The organism is Microcoleus sp. CAWBG27, from assembly GCF_020883145.1.
In the GTDB taxonomy this organism is placed as follows: Bacteria; Cyanobacteriota; Cyanobacteriia; order Cyanobacteriales; family Microcoleaceae; genus Microcoleus.
In genome coordinates this window covers 1-17,259 of the sequence record NZ_JAHREU010000008.1, presented here as the reverse complement: position 1 = coordinate 17,259, position 17,259 = coordinate 1, and the positions used below count along the sequence as shown (strand labels likewise).

The window sequence follows — 17,259 nt, the reverse complement described above, 5'->3', positions numbered from 1 at the left end:
GAAAGATTCGCGGACGTTGTTGGGCTTGGGCCCTCTTAGTCTAAGCGGTTATACTGATGCCAGTCATACCTCATCTTTTTGAGAAAGGCTATAGTTCGCGTTTTTTTCCTTCTTTATTCTTCCACACATTCGTTAAATCCGTGGAGCGCATCCTTTGCTGAACTTTCTTCTACCTTATGGACAAAATCTTAGACTATTCTATTCGGCCCTTAATGCAGGAAGACGAGCCTTTTCTGTGGCAAATGCTCTATGAAGCGGCGCACATGGCAGAAGAAGGCGAATCAACGGTGGAAGCTGTTGTGAATCATCCTTTAATTGCGAAATATGTCAAGCATTGGGGACGTGCAGGCGATATGGGCTTCCTAGCAATTGAATTGAACAGCAGCCAGCCAGTAGGAGCGGCGTGGCTGCGTTTGTTTGCAGGGGATGACAGGGGGTTTGGCTGGATTGACGATACTATCCCGGAATTGGCGATCGCGGTTCTTCCAGAATACACAAATCAGGGTGTAGGAACTCAATTGCTGGCTCATTTGTTGCCAGCAGCCAAAGCATCTTATCCAGCGGTATCCTTGAGTGTCAGAAGCTCAAATCAGGCCCTGAATTTGTACGAGCGATCGGGATTTAAAGTAATTGAGGGAAGCGAGATAATTAACCGCACAGCCGGGACATCATTGACTATGAAAATAGATTTTGATTGAGTAAATTATTACTCATCGTTAAACTCGTACATTTGCCGTGCCCAATTATCCCGATTTTCCTGCCATTCATCAATAAATGCTTCCCAAGTTGTATTGCTTTCTAGTTCCAGCAATAAACTTGATACTTCTTCAAGAGTCGATGCTGCTTGACATTCTTCTACCCAACTTTCCCGGCGCCGTTTCCATTGATTTTGCACCGCTTCCCACTCGATGTCTGATTCCAATTCAACTAGAAATTCTGCTAACTGTGACGGATCGACTGCTGCTTGCACGTCACTCACCCAACTGTCGCGACGTTCTTTCCATTCTTGCGTCACAGATTCCCATGTGAGGTTGCTTTCAAACTCTAACAGTAATTGGTTCAGTTCTACCATATTAAATGTTTAATTTTTTGCAGTTTGTGCTAAAGTTATTATACAAAAAAAAATCAACAAAGAGTGTTAAAAAAAATTTAAGATTGCAGTCTCAGTGAAACTACGGAATAGATAAATGAATAATGAGCGATGAATTTACTTTAGAGATGCTAGACATTCCCAGGAGTTGGAATCGCGGGACAGGCGATTGGACGGGAGTGGCGGCTGCGATGGAGAGAGGGGAAACTGTAGAAGTAATTCAAGAAGTTGGTTCGACTTTGTGGCGAAACAGTCTGCCGGAAAAACATTGTTTGTCTTGGGATGGGGAAAATCTATCACCTATCAAAGGGCGAATTTGGATTAGTTTTACTCAGAGAAGATTTGCGCCGGAATCGGTTTTGCCAAAGGTTCAGTGGCATCCGAGAGTGTTGTGGGTAGGGATAGGTTGCAAGGCTGGAACTTCGCGAGAATTAATCGAAACTGCGATTCAAAATGTCTGTCGCAGTTATCATTTAGCGGAAAGTGCGATCGCAGGTATTGCTACGATAGACACTAAAGCAGGGGAAATCGGCTTGCTGGAACTTTGTCGATCGCGAAATTGGCCGTTAAAAACCTTTGCGGCTGATGTTTTAAGTTCCGTTGAAGTCCCCAATCCTTCAGATATTGCAGCAACAGCAGTGGGAACGCCCAGCGTAGCAGAAGCCGCTGCACTTTGCGCGATCGCCCAAATTGTCACCGTGCACCAACACCAAAAAACGCAGATATCCATCAATCATCTGCGTTTATCTGCGTTTATCTGCGGTTCACATCCGCTCTTAGTTCCGAAAAAAGTCTTGCGATCGGAAAAAATGCTAGGCTCTGTTACAGTGGCGGTTGCAGTTTGCCCGATCGACTATCTACGATAATATCTTACTGCTCGACACCGACATTCACAAATCGGCCAATTAGCCCAGAAACCAACGACAACACAATTGAACCGAACAAAGCAGGCCAAAAACCGTTAATCGCAAAGCCGATACTGAAAGCACCCGCCAACCACGAAGCCAAGGAAAGCGAAATCGCATTCACCACAAACAAAAACAAACCTAAACTCAGAATGCTGAAAGGCAGCGTCAGCAATGTAATAATCGGCCTGACAACCGCATTCACAAATCCGATAACCACAGCAGCCAGCATCGCCGCTGGAAAGCTCGTCACCGCAATACCCGGTACAATGTTAGCGGTAATCACCAGCGAAACGGCCGCTACTATCCAAGTTAAGAAAAAACTTACCATATCGTTTTTTTCATCTCCATCACTCTTAATTAAGATTGTAGCTGTTTGGGCGATCGACCAAAGTTCGGGATACACTACCAAATACCCACCTTGCGACGACATCAGATTTATGAAAATCCGGCAACTAGCAGCATTTCTATTGGCACTCACCATCTTCATCCTGCCCCGCGCAGCCCAAGCTCAATCTAAATATTACCCACCGCCGCTGTCCTTTAGCAATGCCGAACTAACCAGACGCGATTTTTCTGGCCAAACGCTGCGCGCCGCTGAGTTTTCTAACGCTAATATGGATTTAACTAATTTTTCTAATGCCGATTTGCGGGGAGCAATTATGAGTGCTTCGGTGATGACTGAAGCGAATTTGCACGGCGCAAATTTAACTAATGCCATGATCGATCAAATTAAATTTACTAAGGCTGATTTAAGCGATGCCATTTTAGTCGAAACAATTTTGTTGCGTTCTACTTTTGATGAAGCTGATATCACTGGTGCTGATTTTACTGATGCAATTATGGATGGCGCACAAGTTAAAGAATTGTGCAGCAAAGCCAGCGGGATTAATTCTCAAACTGGGATTTCCACTCGCGATTCTTTGGGATGCCGCTGATTTGTTTTAATCCCATTGTTTAAATTTGGGCCAGAGAAGGTACGTTGTTGGGCTTTAGCCCTCTTTAAGATATACGCCTAAAGAGGGCTGAAGCCCAACTACGTACCTATTTTTGGAACAGAAGGTACGTTGTTGGGCTTTAGCCCTCTTTAAGATATACGCCTAAAGAGGGCTGAAGCCCAACTACGTACCTAATTAATTTGATTGTGGAACAGGCCGGAAAGCCTGTTTCTGACAGCTAAGAATTACTAAGGCTTGACTTTTTTCTGAGCAGCCTCATAATGCTCGCTCATCAACTGATTAACTTCTGGATTGTAAATCCGCAGATAATTCCAGTAATTCTCAAACACCGATTTCACGTATCCTTTTGTTTCAGGAAACGGAATCTTTTCCGCAAAAGCATCCGGATCGCTAAAACTAAACCTCTTCAACCAATCTGCTACTGCATTCGGCCCTGCATTGTAACTCGCCACAGCTAACATCGAATTATTCTTGTACTCGTCGTGAGTGTGATCCAAATACCACGTGCCGAGTTTAACGTTGTCGTCTACATCCTCCAAGGAATACTTTTTGAGACCGATTTTCTCAGCAACCCAAGATCCAGTTTCCGGCATTACTTGCATTAAACCTGTCGCGCCCACTGCTGATTTAATTTGGGGCATAAACCGCGATTCTTGGCGGATCAAGGCTGTTACTAATACTGGATTTATTTGGCGTTCTTGCGACCATTTGACAATGGTTTCTAAGTACGGAAAAGGATAAAGTGCTTGCCAATAAGCTGGCTGCTGTCTGAGTGCTTGGTATTGGGTTCTATCATCTGGTTTGTCGCGCTGTCGCAAACTCCCCACCATCCACAAACCGTCTAAATTGTCTCCGACTCCAATTCGCATTAAACCGTCGGTAAACTGTTCGGCTATACTTGGTTCGACGCGGTTGGTAAATTCTATTTGCCACAACGTCCAAGCATCTCTATCTTGACCTAATTGATACAGTTCTTTTAATGCAGGAGATCCGGCGGTTGGTTCGGGGCGCTGAGGCTGTTGCACTACCTTGGGAGATAAGTCTCGGACTGTGGTAAAGTCGCCTACTGGCCAGCCTAGAAATACTGCCGATCGCCATGCGAAATATGATTCTGGATAGCGTACAATGGTGTACTCGAAGGATGTCTTGGCATCCTGTTCGCGGCCGAGTTGCTTTGCCCATTTCCCGACCCAAAATGCTGCTTCTGGTGCTTGTTCGCTGTCGGGATTGTGGGTGGTTAATTCCCTCGCCCACTGCCAAGCTGATTTTAAATCTCCGCCTTTGGCATACTGTTGCGCGATCGCCCAACGCAATTCGGCTGCTTTATCAGAATTGTTGTATTTTGTCAATAGCAACTTGCGGGTTTGTGAGGCGGATTCACCGCTGCCTGCTTTGTCGAGAAGTTTGGATTTATCTAGCAAAGCTTCGGGGGCACGATCGGGGAATTTGCCGATCGCGCGATCGAGATAGGCGATCGCATCCTTGGGATCGCTCAGCCGTGCTAGCCGGATTAAACCCATACCAGTATCTTCGGCATCCGGGAAATCTCGCACTAATTCTTGATAGGCAATTCTCGATTCCGGGATTTTGCCGTCTAGCCACAAACCGCGAGCTTTGCGGTAAAGATTTTGACCCGTGCGGGGAGCTTTTCCGTAAGCAATCGCTCCTTTGCCGTAATCCTGTTTTTCCCAATAGCCAAAGGCAATTTCTTCCCAATCTTCCGGTTTCAAAGTGGCGCTGTTTTGCTGCGCCAGTTGTTCTAATAATGTACCGTAATCTTTGACATAATGACCGTGCTTTGCTACTATCAGCATTAACTCGGGCTGATTGGGATTTTCTTTTAACTTCTTCCGGGCAATTTCTACACTGCGCGGATGTGCGGGAAATTCTGTAATTGCTTGCTTCCAATATTCTGGTTTTGACTTGCCTAAAATATACAAAGCTTCGGCAGATACTGGATCGCTAGGATAGTTTTTAAGCAGTTCTTCCCAAGCTTTTTGTGCTTTGCCTTTGTCGCCGCTTGATTCGTAAGCTTGCGCGCGTTTGAGGGCAATGTGAGCGGCTAAAAGTGGATATTCTCGCTCTAAATTTTCTAGTAACTTTAATGCTTTGGTGGCATTTCCTTGCTGGATCAAATCGCTGGCAAGCAAGTAGCGGGCGCGGCTTTGAGGGGAGATTTCCTGCTGTGGGTTGGTACTTGCAGGCTGACTTGCGGCGAGTTCAACCAATTTTGCCGATCGCTCATTCGGTGACAGGGATACCAGCATTTTGACGGACGATGCGGAATTGGCTGCATCTCTGCCCCGCTGAGCCTTCTGGAAAGGGCCGACACCCATCCATTTCGCCGCACCAACCACAGAGGCGATCGCCATTATGCAAACTGAAACGCCCATTAAAACAGAAACTCGGGTTTTGCGTCGCTTTAGCATGGGAAAATTTAATAAAATAACAATAGAAAATCGATCGCCAGCGGACTTGGCTGATATCGTACCAGAATTTATTTAGATCTGTAGCGGAGAATTTAGGCGATAAATTTATTTATCGAAGGAAGAAAAACGACAAACCAGCAAGGACAAAGTACAATCAAAAATCTAAAATCTAAACTGTAAATCAAAACATGGAATTTCTAGTCACCGATACGCTCCCCTCTGCTTGGACGGGAGATGCCCTGGCAATTGGTCTATTTGAGGACGCTCTCTCGATCGCCGGCGACTTGGCGCAATTAGATGAAAAGCTTGCAGGCACGTTGAAAGAGCTGATTCAGGAAGTAGATTTTAAGGGCAAAGCGGGCCAGAGTGCGATCGCCCGTGTCGGCGGCAATAGTCCGATTCGCAAAATTGCGATCGTCGGTTTGGGGAAAGCCCCAGACTTAAAATTAGAAACCGTGCGGCAAGCTGCGGGCGCGTGCGCCAAGTTAGCCAAAAAGGAGAAATGCAAAACCCTCGGAATTAGCCTTCCGGTGTGGCAAAGCGCGCCGGATGTGACAGCAAGTGCGATCGCCGAAGGTGTAGAGCTCTCCCTGAATCAAGACAACCGCTTCAAATCGGAACCCGACGACAAAAGCCCGCAAGTAGAACAAATTCATTTACTCGGTTTCGCCGGTACCGAAAGTGCGATCGCCCGCGCTCGCCAAATCACAGCCGGAGTTATTTTAGCACGGGAATTAGTCGCAGCGCCGGCCAATTATGTCACCCCGATTACCATGGCCGAAACCGCTCAAAGTCTAGCAGCAGAATGCGGTTTAGAATTAGAAATATTAGAGCAAGAAGAGTGCGAAAAACTAGGCATGGGAGCCTTTCTCGGGGTTGCCAAAGCATCCGACTTGCCGCCGAAATTCATCCACCTGACTTACAAACCCGCAGGCACACCGCGGCGCAAAATTGCGATCGTCGGCAAAGGATTAACCTTTGATTCCGGCGGTTTGAACATCAAAGGAGCCGGCAGCGGTATTGAAATGATGAAAATAGATATGGGCGGTGCCGCTGCTACCTTGGGAGCCGCAAAGGCGATCGGACACATCAAACCAGATGTCGAAGTTCACTTTATCAGCGCCGTCACCGAAAACATGATCAGCGGCCACGCCATGCGCCCTGGAGACATCCTCACAGCTTCCAACGGCAAAACAATTGAAGTCAATAATACCGACGCCGAAGGTCGTTTAACCCTCGCTGATGCTTTGGTATTTGCTGACAAGTTGGGAGTTGACGTAATTGTCGATTTAGCCACTCTAACTGGCGCCTGCGTCATTGCTTTGGGCGAAGATATCGCCGGCTTGTGGAGTCCTCAAGATAGCGTCGCCGCCGAAATAGTCGCTGCCTCAGAATTGGCAGGCGAAAAGTTTTGGCGAATGCCGATGGAAGAAAAGTATTTTGATGGCTTGAAGGCTTTGCACGCTGACATGAAAAACACAGGGCCTCGTTACGGCGGTTCGATTACGGCGGCGCTATTTTTGAAGCAGTTTGTTAAGGACACTCCTTGGGCGCATTTAGATATTGCTGGCCCAGTTTGGAGCGACAAGGAAAACGGCTATAACGGCGCTGGAGCAACTGGTTTTGGCGTTCGGACTCTGGTGCATTTGGTGCTTGGTGGTGCTTAATTAACTGTGGATTTGCCAGCGCAAAAATAGATATTTTTGCTGCTTGCAATCTCTGCTATAGCAATCCTAAATCATTTGTGAATTTGTAACTCCCTCCCCGCAATTTCGGGGAGGAAGTCAGGGCCGTTTGGTTGTCGTCTTAGGTACGTAGTTGCGCTTCAGCGCTCTTCATAATCTCAGCAAAAAGCGCTATTATTTATTATCATCTTAGGTACGTAGTTGCGCTTCAGCGCTCTTAACAATCCCAGCAAAAAGTGCTATTATTTATTATCATCCTAGGTACGTAGTTGCGCTTCAGCGCTCTTAACAATCCCAGCAAAAAGTGCTATTATTGATTATCATCCTAGGTACGTAGTTGCGCTTCAGCGCTCTTAACAATCCCAGCAAAAAGCGCTATTATTGATTATCATCCTAGGTACGTAGTTGCGCTTCAGCGCTCTTAACAATCCCAGCAAAAAGTGCTATTATTTATTATCATCCTAGGTACGTAGTTGCGCTTCAGCGCTCTTAACAATCCCAGCAAAAAGCGCTATTATTGATTATCATCCTAGGTACGTAGTTGCGCTTCAGCGCTCTTCATGATCTAAACAAAAAGCGCTAAGTTCGCAACTACGTATTTGCGTTCATCTCATTTAGGCAAGGGCGAAGCATTTCGGTACATAATTTATAGCCTTTCTCAAAAAGATGAGGTATAACTGACAGCTCATATAACTACTAAACTCACAGGGCTAAAGCCCAACAACATACCTTATCTTTCTGAAAACCGCTATATCGAAAATTCTCCTAGAAGCACCAGGGATCGGAAACACTGCGCGCGATTATTTTTACTCCCAGAAACTTCAGTCAGCTTACAGGAACTACCAATTGCCTTTTTCCCCATTACCACCCTTTGATATCGTTTCCGGTTGCATCGGTATTGTTTAAACCGTCAACTGTCAACTATCACAGGGCAACTGTCAACTGTCAACTGTCAGCCGAAGCTACACAGTTTTGACATTCCATGCAAAAATAGCTGTTTCATAAAAAATGAAAAAAGTATATAATTATGTAAATATTTTTCAGCCACCGAAATCAAATAATTATATTTGATGGATTTGGATTGCTGCAAATAACTTTTTTCTTGAAATTTATGCAAGAATTATTAACATTTTTTTATGCAACACTGCCTGCATCTTCCGCACTTGGCTGCGACGGGCTGGCCCAGTTGCGACTGTACGCTGTTTTTGACTCGCTGACGGCACTCGCTTATTGCTCTGTGGCGCTATCTTTGGTTTATTTTACCCGCCAAAGTTCTCACAACAAGATTGGAGGGCTATTTGCTGTTGGTTTTTTGGGCTGCGGCGCTGCTCAATTAACGCAAGTTTGGACGCTTTGGCATTCCATTGATTGGCTGTCGGTAGATCTCAAAGCTGCAAGTGGTGTGATTTCTTTGCTCTTAGCCGCATTCGCGATCGCCCTGATGCCGAAAGCATTTACCGAATCTGACTTAAATCTCACAGAAAATCTTCCACAACAGCCGTTAAAACAGCTAGCAGAAAATCAGCAGCAAGATGATACACAGACAGCAGAATTGGCAAAACCACCGACAGACGATATTGTCGATCGCACTTTAACTCTCAGTTCGTTAAGCGAACTATTACAAAAAGAAATTGCCGATCGCCACCGGATTGAGGAAAAGTTGCAATTGGCTCAATTTGCGCTCGACCGATCGGCAGATGCGGTATTCTGGATCGGAGCGGACGGTAAATTTTTGTACGTCAACGACGCCGCTTGCAGTTCGTTGGGATATTCTGCCACAGAATTGCTCGATCTAACTGTGCACGACATCAATCCCGATTTTCCCGAAACTGCTTGGAATTTGCACTGGAAAGTCTTAAAAAGGTGCGGTTCCGTTAATATAGAAGTTCACCACAGCACTAAATACGGTCGCATTTTTCCAGTAGAAATTACGATCGACCATTGGCAATTTAACGGCAAAGAATATCAGTGCGCCTTTGCTCGCGACATTAGCGATCGCAAGCGGATTGAGGCAGCTTTGCGGGAAAGGGAACAAGAATTTAGATCGTTAGTTTCCAATATTCCCGGCGCAGTTTACCGTTGCAGTGCTGCGGGGCGATCGAGCTTAACTTTTATCAGCAGCGGCATAGAAGCTATTTCCGGCTATCCGGCAGATAACTTTATGCAAAAACCCGTGCAAGCTTTTGCTAGCATAGTTCATGGCGATGACGTGGGGCAGATCGATAAAATTGTCGATCGGGCAATTAAGACAAGACAACCCTACGCGATCGAATATCGCCTGATTCACAGCAACGGAAACCTGCGGTGGGTTTCCGAAAAAGGTCAAGCTATTTTCAATCCAGACGGTCAAATTTTATCCCTCAACGGCGCCATTTTTGACGTGACAGAGCGCAAAGCAGCGGAGGATGCTTTGCGACTCTCCGAGGCGATCGCCAACAACAGAGCCCAGCAGCTAGAAATAGCTCTCAAAGAACTTCGAGAAACTCAAGCTCACCTAATTCATACCGAAAAAATGTCAAGTCTCGGTCAAATGGTAGCAGGAGTCGCCCACGAAATCAACAATCCCGTCAGTTTTATCTACGGCAATATTTCCTACGCCACCGAATATATGAGAGACTTATTGAAGCTTGTGGAACTTTACCAAACACACTATCCTCAACCACAAATAGAAGTTCAAGAATATATTGAAAACATAGATTTAGAATTCCTGAAAGAAGATTTGCTAAAAATCTTCTCTTCGATGAAAATGGGAGCAGATCGCATTCGCGAAATAGTTCTGAGTTTGCGAAACTTCTCGCGTTTAGACGAGTCGGTAAAACAGCCTGCCAATCTTCATGAAGGCATAGACAACACACTGCTAATTTTGCACAACAAACTGCGAGCTAGATCCGAATATCCCGAAATTAAAGTCATCAAAGATTACGGAAAAGTACCCTTAATTGAATGTTATCCAGGCCAGCTAAATCAGGTATTCATGAATCTGGTTAGCAACAGTATTGACGCCTTGGAAGATGCTTGGAAGCAAAAAAGGCGATCCGGTAGTAGCGACTGGAAACCAACTATTAGCATTCGCACAGAAGCCCTTAACGAAAATATTATTTGCATCCGGATTGCCGATAATGCGATCGGCATGACAGAAGACGTGCGCCACCAATTATTTGACCCGTTTTTCACCACAAAACCGATGGGGAAAGGCACCGGTTTGGGGTTAGCCATCAGTTACCGAATTGTCGTGGAAAAACACGGCGGCACCTTGATCTGCCGTTCGGTTTTGGGTGAAGGCACGGAATTTGCGATCGAGCTTCCATTATAAACTAGCTATAGATAATTTTACTTGCAAGTTGGCAACTCGATCGCCAACTCCGTCCCCTCTCCGGGTGTCGAAAAACACCGCAACTTCCCCCGATGATTTTCCGTGACAATTTGATAGCTAGTTGCTAGCCCCATCCCCGTACCTTTACCCACCGGTTTAGTCGTAAAAAAGGGATTAAATATTTTTTCTTGAACTTCGGGAGTTATCCCGCAACCGTTATCATGAATCGAGATCGACACGCGATTGTCAGCAGCGAACGAAGTGGCGATCGCGATCCGACCAATATAATTTAATTTGGCGCTGGGTTCTAGGCTTTCTCGCCTTTGTTCGATCGCATCGATCGCATTCACCAGCAAATTCATAAATACCTGATTTAACAAACCGCCATAACATTCAACCAGAGGTACTTCACCATAATATTTGGCGACAATAATTTCTGGTTTTCCCGCCCTACCGTTCAAGCGATTTTGTAAAATCACTAAGGTACTTTCGAGATTCTCGTGAATATCTGTGCTTTTTAAATCCGCTTCGTCCAACCGCGAAAAAGTCCGCAGCGACTTAACAATATCGCTGATGCGCGCGGCTCCATTTTTCATCGATTTCAACAGCTTATAAAAATCATTTTCTAGATACTCAAGCTCGATATCTTCGATAAAATCGGCAATCGCCTGGGGCGGAATCGGATAATGCTCTCGGTAAAGATGAATTAGTTGAATTAACTCGCTCGCACAATCGGTAGCAGGTTGAATATTGCCATAAATAAAACTGACTGGATTGTTAATTTCATGGGCAATTCCGGCGACTAATTGACCCAAACTAGACATTTTTTCCGCTTGAATTAACTGAGTTTGGGTATCCTGCAACTTTTTCAGGGTTGCTTCTAATTCTTCAGTTTGCAGCCGCAGTTGAATTTCTGATTTACGCACTGCTGCTTCCGCCTGCATCCGTTCCATTTCCGCAGCCGCACGGGTGGCAAATATTCTCAAGATAGCTGACTGCATTTCTAGATATTTCACCATCGGCTCAGTATCCATCACTACGAGCAATCCCCAACAATTTCCAGCGGCATCTACAATCGGTACACCCGCATAACTTTGGGCTGGGAAACTTGCTAAATTATCATCTTTGGGGAACCAGCACTGCAAGAGATTGGGATACCGACATATCTCGGTACACCGCTCGACATTTTGACAGGGTGTCTCGGATAGATGGTAAGTAAAATTATCCCCAAATTCATCTCCCGCCCAAAATGCTAGAGTTGTGGCGATCGTTTTTTCAGAGTCACCAAATTCAGCAATCAAAGCATATCGAACTTCTAGTGCCTGGGCGAGATATTGAACGCAGCTTTTGAAGAATGCTGCGCCGGTTTTTGCCGCCGTACCTTCGACTACTAAGCGGAGAGCTAGCTGTTGGCGTTTGCGATCGGTGATATCTCTGGCGACAAACACCACTTGCTCTTGAGACATGGGAGAAATCCTGGCATCAAACCAGACTGAACGATCGCCAATTGGTAACGAGTATTCCAACTGCGTCACGCATTGATTGGCGATCGCTTCTTGAATCGACTCTAGGAAAAAATCTGCTGATTCTTTGGGTAAAACTTCGTGAAGAGTTTTGCCTAAAATTTGAGCGGTAGGTTTGTACAACAAGGGAGCCGAGCTGGGAGATATTTTGAGATAGCGTCCCTCTGCATCGAGCACCATAATCACATCCTGCATGGCGTTAAATAGTGCGATTAATTCTGCTTGAGAGGCAGCTAACTCTAATTCTGCGGTTTTGCGATCGCTGATATCGCAATGAGTGCCGATAAACCGCATCGGTTCACATTCCTCGTCCCATTCCACCACCTGACCCCGGTCTAAAATCCACTTGTAAGAACCGTCTTTGCAGCGCAGGCGGTGTTCGTTGCGACAGGTAGAAGTTTCGCCGCGAAAATGTTTGGCAAAATCTATATAGCATTGAGCTTTATCCTCTGGATGTACCCGACCGTCCCACTCTGCTAAATTATTCACAATTTCGTGTTCTGCATAGCCCAGCATCGCTTTCCACTGCCTGGAAAAGATGACTTCATTGGTTTTGAGGTTCCAATCCCAAGTGCCATCTCCCGCTCCTTCTATAGCCAACTGCCAGCGGCTGTTACTTTCTTCTAAAGCGATTTGTGCTTGTTTTTGAGGGTGGATGTAACGCGCTATTCCCAAACAGGCAACGAATTCTCCAGCGTCATTTACGATCGCGGATACATTGGCAGAGTGCCAGTAATAGTTGCCATCTCGATGCAAAACTCGGTACTCAGATCCCCGCAGTTTCTCACCTTGCAAAGAGCGATCGAGAGTATTTTTACAAATTGGTAAATCTTCTGTATAAACCCACTTAGCAAAACTCTCATGTAACATTTCTGCTGCTTCATATCCTATGATTTCTTTTAATTGGGGACTGACATAGCTGAAGGTGGTATCGGGATTGACGATATAAACCATATCGTTGAGATTTTCCACGATCGTGCGGAATCTGTTTTCACTGGTTTTGATGGCAATTTCTGCGGCTTTGCTCTCGGTATTGTCCCGAACATAGCCATGCCAAATAGTGCTGCCATCGGGTTGTCGCTGCGGTGTAGAATCGCCGCGCAACCACCGCAACCGCCCGTCGGGAAAACACAGCCGGTATTCGCAACACCAAGGTGTCTGATGTTGGGCAGAATCGAGAATCGATTGATAAACGCGATCGAAATCTTCAGGATGGAGGTGATTGAAAATACAACTCGCATCTTGTTGCACTTGTTCTCGGGTAACGCCATAAATCTCTTCCAGCCTGCCGCTGGCATAGGGAAAATGGAAACCACCATCAATATCCATGCGAAACTGATAAATAACGCCCGGGATGTGGCGGGCAATTTGCTCTAAAATACCAGTATCTGTGGGACTGATTGGGCTCTCCGGTGCGATACCTGCTTCCCGAAGTTGAGCTTGGGTTTGGGCGAGTTGGCGGGTAAGTTCTTCGACTTGTGTTTCGGCTTGTTTGCAGCCTGTAACATCTCGCATGACTAACAAGTAGCGGTGAGGCAAAAAGTTGAGCGTTATTGCATATTCGACGGTGCGAATCTCTGCATCAGCCCGCACTAACTCAAATTCACCCTGCACTTTTTCCGGTTGCTGGCATTCTTCCCACATTTGTTGAAAATTCCAGCTTGGTTTTGCAAACTCCCAGATGCAGCGCCCGAGGAGTTGTTCTCTTTTTAGTCCAAACAATTCGCAGGCGGCGGGGTTGACATCGAGGTATCGCCCTTTGTCATCGGCGATCGCGATCGCATCTAGGGCAGTTTCCCAAATAGTCTGCAATTTCCTCTCTCTGAAACAAATCAAAGTGCGATCGTCTGCTGCTGATGGGGGATTGATTTCTCGATCGCCGTCTAAAAATTCAGACATAAATTATTGAATCAGGTGTAAAATAATACATATTATTTGCGTAATATCACTAGCCAACTTACGAGTTACTCTATTTCTACTAATTCTCAAAACTCACAGAACAGTAAGGTTCCTCGTACCGGGACACCCTTAAATCCTGAAAAAAAGCGACAATCTCGCCTCGACGCACCTGAGACAATAGTTAGGCAAACACAGCCAAAACTTGTAACTGTTGCCAGACAAAAAGAGCATAGAAATCATTTTCTCTACTAATTATACAGAAATTTGCAGCATTCTTATAAGTAGATTCACTTAATTTTGCGGGCGAAAACAAAAAGTTTTATATTTTTTTGATTAATAAATCAGAACCCTGACGCTCAGAAATCGATACTTGTCAACAGCAAAGACACCCAAATATCCCCAGATCGGATTAATTTTAAATCTGGGGAGATTTGGGTGTCTTTACTTGGATTTGCGGTGTTATGCTGCTTTATTCGCCGTAATGGCCGCCAGCAACCTTACCCCGAAATACTACGTAGTTGTAGATGTTGTAGAAAATCATGATCGGGATCAGAAAGCCGATGAACACAATCATAAATACCAGGGCGCTGGGTGCCGCCGCCGCTTGGTAAATCGTGAGTTGTGTGGGAATAATGTAGGGAAAAACAATCAATCCCAAACCGATGAAACTGAGCAAGAAAATCATAATCGTCCAGACAAATGGCGTCCGTTCTTCTTTGCGATTGAGACTTCTGAGCAAGAGTCCAACTAATAGCAATCCCAGCAAAGGAATCGCTACAAACACATAAACTAGCGGTTTCTCAAACAATCTTGCTCTGGTACTTTCATAAAAAACCGGAGTGGCGACGGTAATCAAAATCGCTCCGATTAACGTCGTCACCGCCGCAATTTTAGCCGTGCGATAGTGATGTGTTTGCAGTTCCCCCTCAGTCTTCATAATTAGATAGGTGGAACCAATCAAAACATAGCCTTGAACCAGCGTCAAAGCCACCAAGATCGATCGCCAATCCAGCCAATCCCAAGTAGTCCCCACAAAATGACCGGCTTCATCCACCGCAATGCCTTCAAGCACCGCGCCGAGGGCAAATCCTTGAGCTAAAGCAGCCAAAAAACTGCCCGCACCGAAAGCATAATTCCAAAACAACTTGCGGTTAGAATGCTCGCGAAATTCAAAGGCTACAGCCCGAAATATTAAACCGAAAAGCATCATGCAAATCGGTATGTACAAGGCAGTTAAAATTGTGCCGTAAGCCAAAGGAAATGCACCAAATAAAGCGCCTCCCATTAAAACCAGCCATGTTTCGTTAGCATCCCAAACATTGCCCAGACTGGTCATTAAAATGCCTCGGCGCTCGTCATCAGAAGCAGTCAAAGATAATATTCCCACCCCTAAGTCAAAGCCGTCTAGCATGACATAGAGCAAAAGAAATAAACCCAAAATGATGAACCAGACTTGCGGGAGAAAATGCTCCAAAGCTTGCATAAAATCTCCTATTGTTGTGCTTCTACAGGGCGTTGATCGGGAATGTGTTCTGCGGGTTCAGTTTCGATCGCAGGTTGATTGTCTAAACCAGGTACTGACAGATTCAAATTCGGGCCTTTGCGGATAATGCGGCTGCCAAAATACAAGGCGCAAACAAACAAAAAGCTGTAAATAACAGCAAAGAAACTCAGAGAAGTTAAAACATTGCTAGCGGGGATATTTGATACCCCGTCAGCCGTGCGAATTTGCCCGTATAAAACCCAGGGTTGTCTGCCTACACAGCGCACAATCCAACCCGATTCTACAGCGATATATCCCAGGGGTGCTGCTAAGATCCAAGCGCGCATCAACCAAGGTTGACTGCTAATATTTTCAGCGGAAAGTTTGCCTCGCATCCACTGAATTGTACTGAACAGCATCAATCCTACAAAGAAGAATCCAATCCCGGACATGATGCGGAAACAATAGTAGATTAAACCTACCATCCGGGGTCGATCTTCTGGTTTCCATTCCTTTAAACCGAGGACTGGTTCGGAAAGTTTTTGTTTGAATTCTAGAACGTATCCTAAGCCATTGGGAATTTTAATTTCCCAGTCATTTTTTTGGGCTTTTTCATTAGGCAAAGCTAGCAAAGTCCAATCGGCTGATTCTCCGGCTGCTGAGGTTTCCCATTTAGCTTCGATCGCTGCTAATTTGGTCGGCTGATAGTGATAGACTTGTTCGGCGCTCAAATGTCCGATGAATATCTGTAAAGGTGCAACTGCGATCGCCGTTGCTATGGCAATCTTTAAAGATTTGGAAAAGAAGGCTTCGTTGCGCTTATTTAGAATGTACCAAGCGCTAATTCCACCAATTACAAACAGGGAAGTTTCTAACGTCGCAAAAAACATATGTAGAATGCTGTTTAATGCGAAGGGGTTCATAATTGCTTGGAAGTAATCGGTGACAACAAACTTGCCGTCGATCATTTCTCCGCCGGCGGGAGTTTGCAGCCAGGAGTTAGCGACTAAAATCCAGACTGTGGATAGGTTTGCGCCGAAGGCTACCATGATGGTAGCGAAATAATGGACGATCGGGTGAACGCGCCCCCAACCAAACAGCATAATCCCTAAAAAGCCTGCTTCCAGCATAAATGCCATGGAAGCTTCAAACCCTAAAATGCTGCCAAAAAAGTCGCCAACTGCTTCGGAAAACGGCGCCCAGTTTGTCCCGAATTGAAACTCCATCGGAATCCCGGAAGCGACACCAATCCCGAAGTTTAGGACATAAAGTTGCGACCAAAAACGAGCGTGACGGTAATAATCTGGGTTGCGAGTTTTCAGCCACATTCCCTCAACAATTACCAGATAAATTCCCATTCCTGTAGTGAGAACCGGCCACAGCATATGGAATATGGCGGTTAGCGCAAATTGCATCCGCGATAGGGCCACGGTGTTAGATAAGATATCCATGTTTGTGTCCTTTGGTCAGTTCAACAGAGATTAGTTTGCACAATTTTTAGAATTGACATTAACTACAATGTAATGTAAAAATTCGTGACATTTTGTAGGGTTGGGAATTTTTAAGGTTTTATACAGATTTGATTTGTGTTTTTTAATACATTTATCGGTTGTTTTTATTGGGAAATAGGTACATTTGAATTTATGGTTGGGTGGGCGGGTTTTTGAGATTGTTTGTTAGGGGCGGTTATTTCGGTGAACCCGCCCTTACAATATTGATGTTTGTTGATGCGGGGATACAATTTTAGTACATTTGAATTTATGGTTGGGTGGGGGCGGGTTTACGAGATTGTTTCTTTTTGGCGGTTGTTTCGGTGAAACCGCCCCTACAAGATTGATGTTTTTTAGGGGATATTCTATTGGCGAACGGTGACTTTATAACTGATTTTAAAGGGTTTAAAGAAATAGGTACATTTGAATTTATGGTTAGGTGGGGGCGGGTTTACGAGGTGGGGGCGGGTTTACGAGATTGTT

At 45.4% G+C, this 17,259-nt stretch carries 11 protein-coding genes; 5 read left to right on the top strand and 6 right to left on the bottom strand.

Annotated features, from left to right (window positions below; translation table 11 throughout):
* The first annotated feature begins 176 nt into the window (after nucleotides 1-176).
* Nucleotides 177-698, top strand: a complete 522-nt coding sequence (locus tag QZ938_RS06845; RefSeq protein WP_293147515.1) for a GNAT family N-acetyltransferase — start codon at nucleotides 177-179, stop codon at nucleotides 696-698.
* A gap of 8 nt (nucleotides 699-706) precedes the next feature.
* On the opposite strand, the gene QZ938_RS06840 is transcribed toward QZ938_RS06845, so the two are convergent.
* Nucleotides 707-1,072, bottom strand: coding sequence for a hypothetical protein (locus QZ938_RS06840; RefSeq protein WP_293335105.1), 366 nt, complete (start codon nucleotides 1,070-1,072; stop codon nucleotides 707-709).
* 122 nt (nucleotides 1,073-1,194) lie between these two features.
* On the opposite strand from QZ938_RS06840, the gene QZ938_RS06835 reads away from it, so the two are divergent.
* Nucleotides 1,195-1,956: a cobalamin biosynthesis protein gene (locus QZ938_RS06835; protein ID WP_293348296.1), complete on the top strand. Its 762-nt coding sequence runs from the start codon at nucleotides 1,195-1,197 to the stop codon at nucleotides 1,954-1,956.
* A 4-nt stretch (nucleotides 1,957-1,960) separates the two neighbouring features.
* Here the strand turns inward: QZ938_RS06835 and QZ938_RS06830 are convergent, their stop codons facing one another.
* Nucleotides 1,961-2,326, bottom strand: coding sequence for a phage holin family protein (locus QZ938_RS06830; RefSeq protein WP_293348383.1), 366 nt, complete (start codon nucleotides 2,324-2,326; stop codon nucleotides 1,961-1,963).
* Nucleotides 2,327-2,435: 109 nt separating this feature from the next.
* On the opposite strand from QZ938_RS06830, the gene QZ938_RS06825 reads away from it, so the two are divergent.
* The gene (locus tag QZ938_RS06825) at nucleotides 2,436-2,933 is read left to right on the top strand and encodes a pentapeptide repeat-containing protein (protein WP_293335099.1); all 498 of its coding nucleotides are present in this window, start codon (nucleotides 2,436-2,438) and stop codon (nucleotides 2,931-2,933) included.
* 248 nt (nucleotides 2,934-3,181) lie between these two features.
* Here QZ938_RS06825 and QZ938_RS06820 read toward each other — a convergent pair whose 3' ends face one another.
* Entirely contained in the window at nucleotides 3,182-5,383 is a 2,202-nt protein-coding gene (locus tag QZ938_RS06820) for a transglycosylase SLT domain-containing protein (RefSeq protein ID WP_293348299.1), read from the bottom strand.
* Nucleotides 5,384-5,571: 188 nt separating this feature from the next.
* Here QZ938_RS06820 and QZ938_RS06815 point away from each other — a divergent pair, with 188 nt between their 5' ends.
* Both QZ938_RS06815 and QZ938_RS06810 read left to right on the top strand, forming a co-directional pair.
* Nucleotides 5,572-7,050, top strand: coding sequence for a leucyl aminopeptidase (locus tag QZ938_RS06815; protein ID WP_293348302.1), 1,479 nt, complete (start codon nucleotides 5,572-5,574; stop codon nucleotides 7,048-7,050).
* A 1,129-nt stretch (nucleotides 7,051-8,179) separates the two neighbouring features.
* Nucleotides 8,180-10,381 (top strand): PAS domain S-box protein, encoded by a 2,202-nt coding sequence (locus QZ938_RS06810; RefSeq protein ID WP_293348305.1) that lies wholly within the window; start codon nucleotides 8,180-8,182, stop codon nucleotides 10,379-10,381.
* Between the two features lie 17 nt (nucleotides 10,382-10,398).
* On the opposite strand, the gene QZ938_RS06805 is transcribed toward QZ938_RS06810, so the two are convergent.
* From QZ938_RS06805 to QZ938_RS06795, 3 genes are all read right to left on the bottom strand, one after another.
* The gene (locus QZ938_RS06805; RefSeq protein WP_293348308.1) at nucleotides 10,399-13,803 is read right to left on the bottom strand and encodes a PAS domain S-box protein; all 3,405 of its coding nucleotides are present in this window, start codon (nucleotides 13,801-13,803) and stop codon (nucleotides 10,399-10,401) included.
* A gap of 469 nt (nucleotides 13,804-14,272) precedes the next feature.
* Nucleotides 14,273-15,286 carry a cytochrome d ubiquinol oxidase subunit II gene (cydB, locus tag QZ938_RS06800; protein ID WP_293147506.1) on the bottom strand — a complete coding sequence of 338 codons (1,014 nt, stop codon included), beginning with the start codon at nucleotides 15,284-15,286 and terminating at the stop codon, nucleotides 14,273-14,275.
* Nucleotides 15,287-15,294: 8 nt separating this feature from the next.
* Nucleotides 15,295-16,737 (bottom strand): cytochrome ubiquinol oxidase subunit I, encoded by a 1,443-nt coding sequence (locus QZ938_RS06795; protein ID WP_293147504.1) that lies wholly within the window; start codon nucleotides 16,735-16,737, stop codon nucleotides 15,295-15,297.
* Nucleotides 16,738-17,259 lie beyond the last annotated feature (522 nt).

Excerpts from the sequence above, each read along its gene's own strand:
- QZ938_RS06810 (WP_293348305.1), top strand. The coding sequence starts at position 8,180 with ATGCAAGAATTATTAACATTTTTTTATGCAACACTGCCTGCATCTTCC.
- QZ938_RS06825 (WP_293335099.1), top strand. The coding sequence starts at position 2,436 with ATGAAAATCCGGCAACTAGCAGCATTTCTATTGGCACTCACCATCTTC.
- QZ938_RS06840 (WP_293335105.1), bottom strand. The coding sequence starts at position 1,072 with ATGGTAGAACTGAACCAATTACTGTTAGAGTTTGAAAGCAACCTCACA.
- QZ938_RS06805 (WP_293348308.1), bottom strand. The coding sequence starts at position 13,803 with ATGTCTGAATTTTTAGACGGCGATCGAGAAATCAATCCCCCATCAGCA.
- QZ938_RS06795 (WP_293147504.1), bottom strand. The coding sequence starts at position 16,737 with ATGGATATCTTATCTAACACCGTGGCCCTATCGCGGATGCAATTTGCG.
- QZ938_RS06830 (WP_293348383.1), bottom strand. The coding sequence starts at position 2,326 with ATGGTAAGTTTTTTCTTAACTTGGATAGTAGCGGCCGTTTCGCTGGTG.
- QZ938_RS06845 (WP_293147515.1), top strand. The coding sequence starts at position 177 with ATGGACAAAATCTTAGACTATTCTATTCGGCCCTTAATGCAGGAAGAC.
- cydB (WP_293147506.1), bottom strand. The coding sequence starts at position 15,286 with ATGCAAGCTTTGGAGCATTTTCTCCCGCAAGTCTGGTTCATCATTTTG.
- QZ938_RS06835 (WP_293348296.1), top strand. The coding sequence starts at position 1,195 with ATGAGCGATGAATTTACTTTAGAGATGCTAGACATTCCCAGGAGTTGG.
- QZ938_RS06815 (WP_293348302.1), top strand. The coding sequence starts at position 5,572 with ATGGAATTTCTAGTCACCGATACGCTCCCCTCTGCTTGGACGGGAGAT.
- QZ938_RS06820 (WP_293348299.1), bottom strand. The coding sequence starts at position 5,383 with ATGCTAAAGCGACGCAAAACCCGAGTTTCTGTTTTAATGGGCGTTTCA.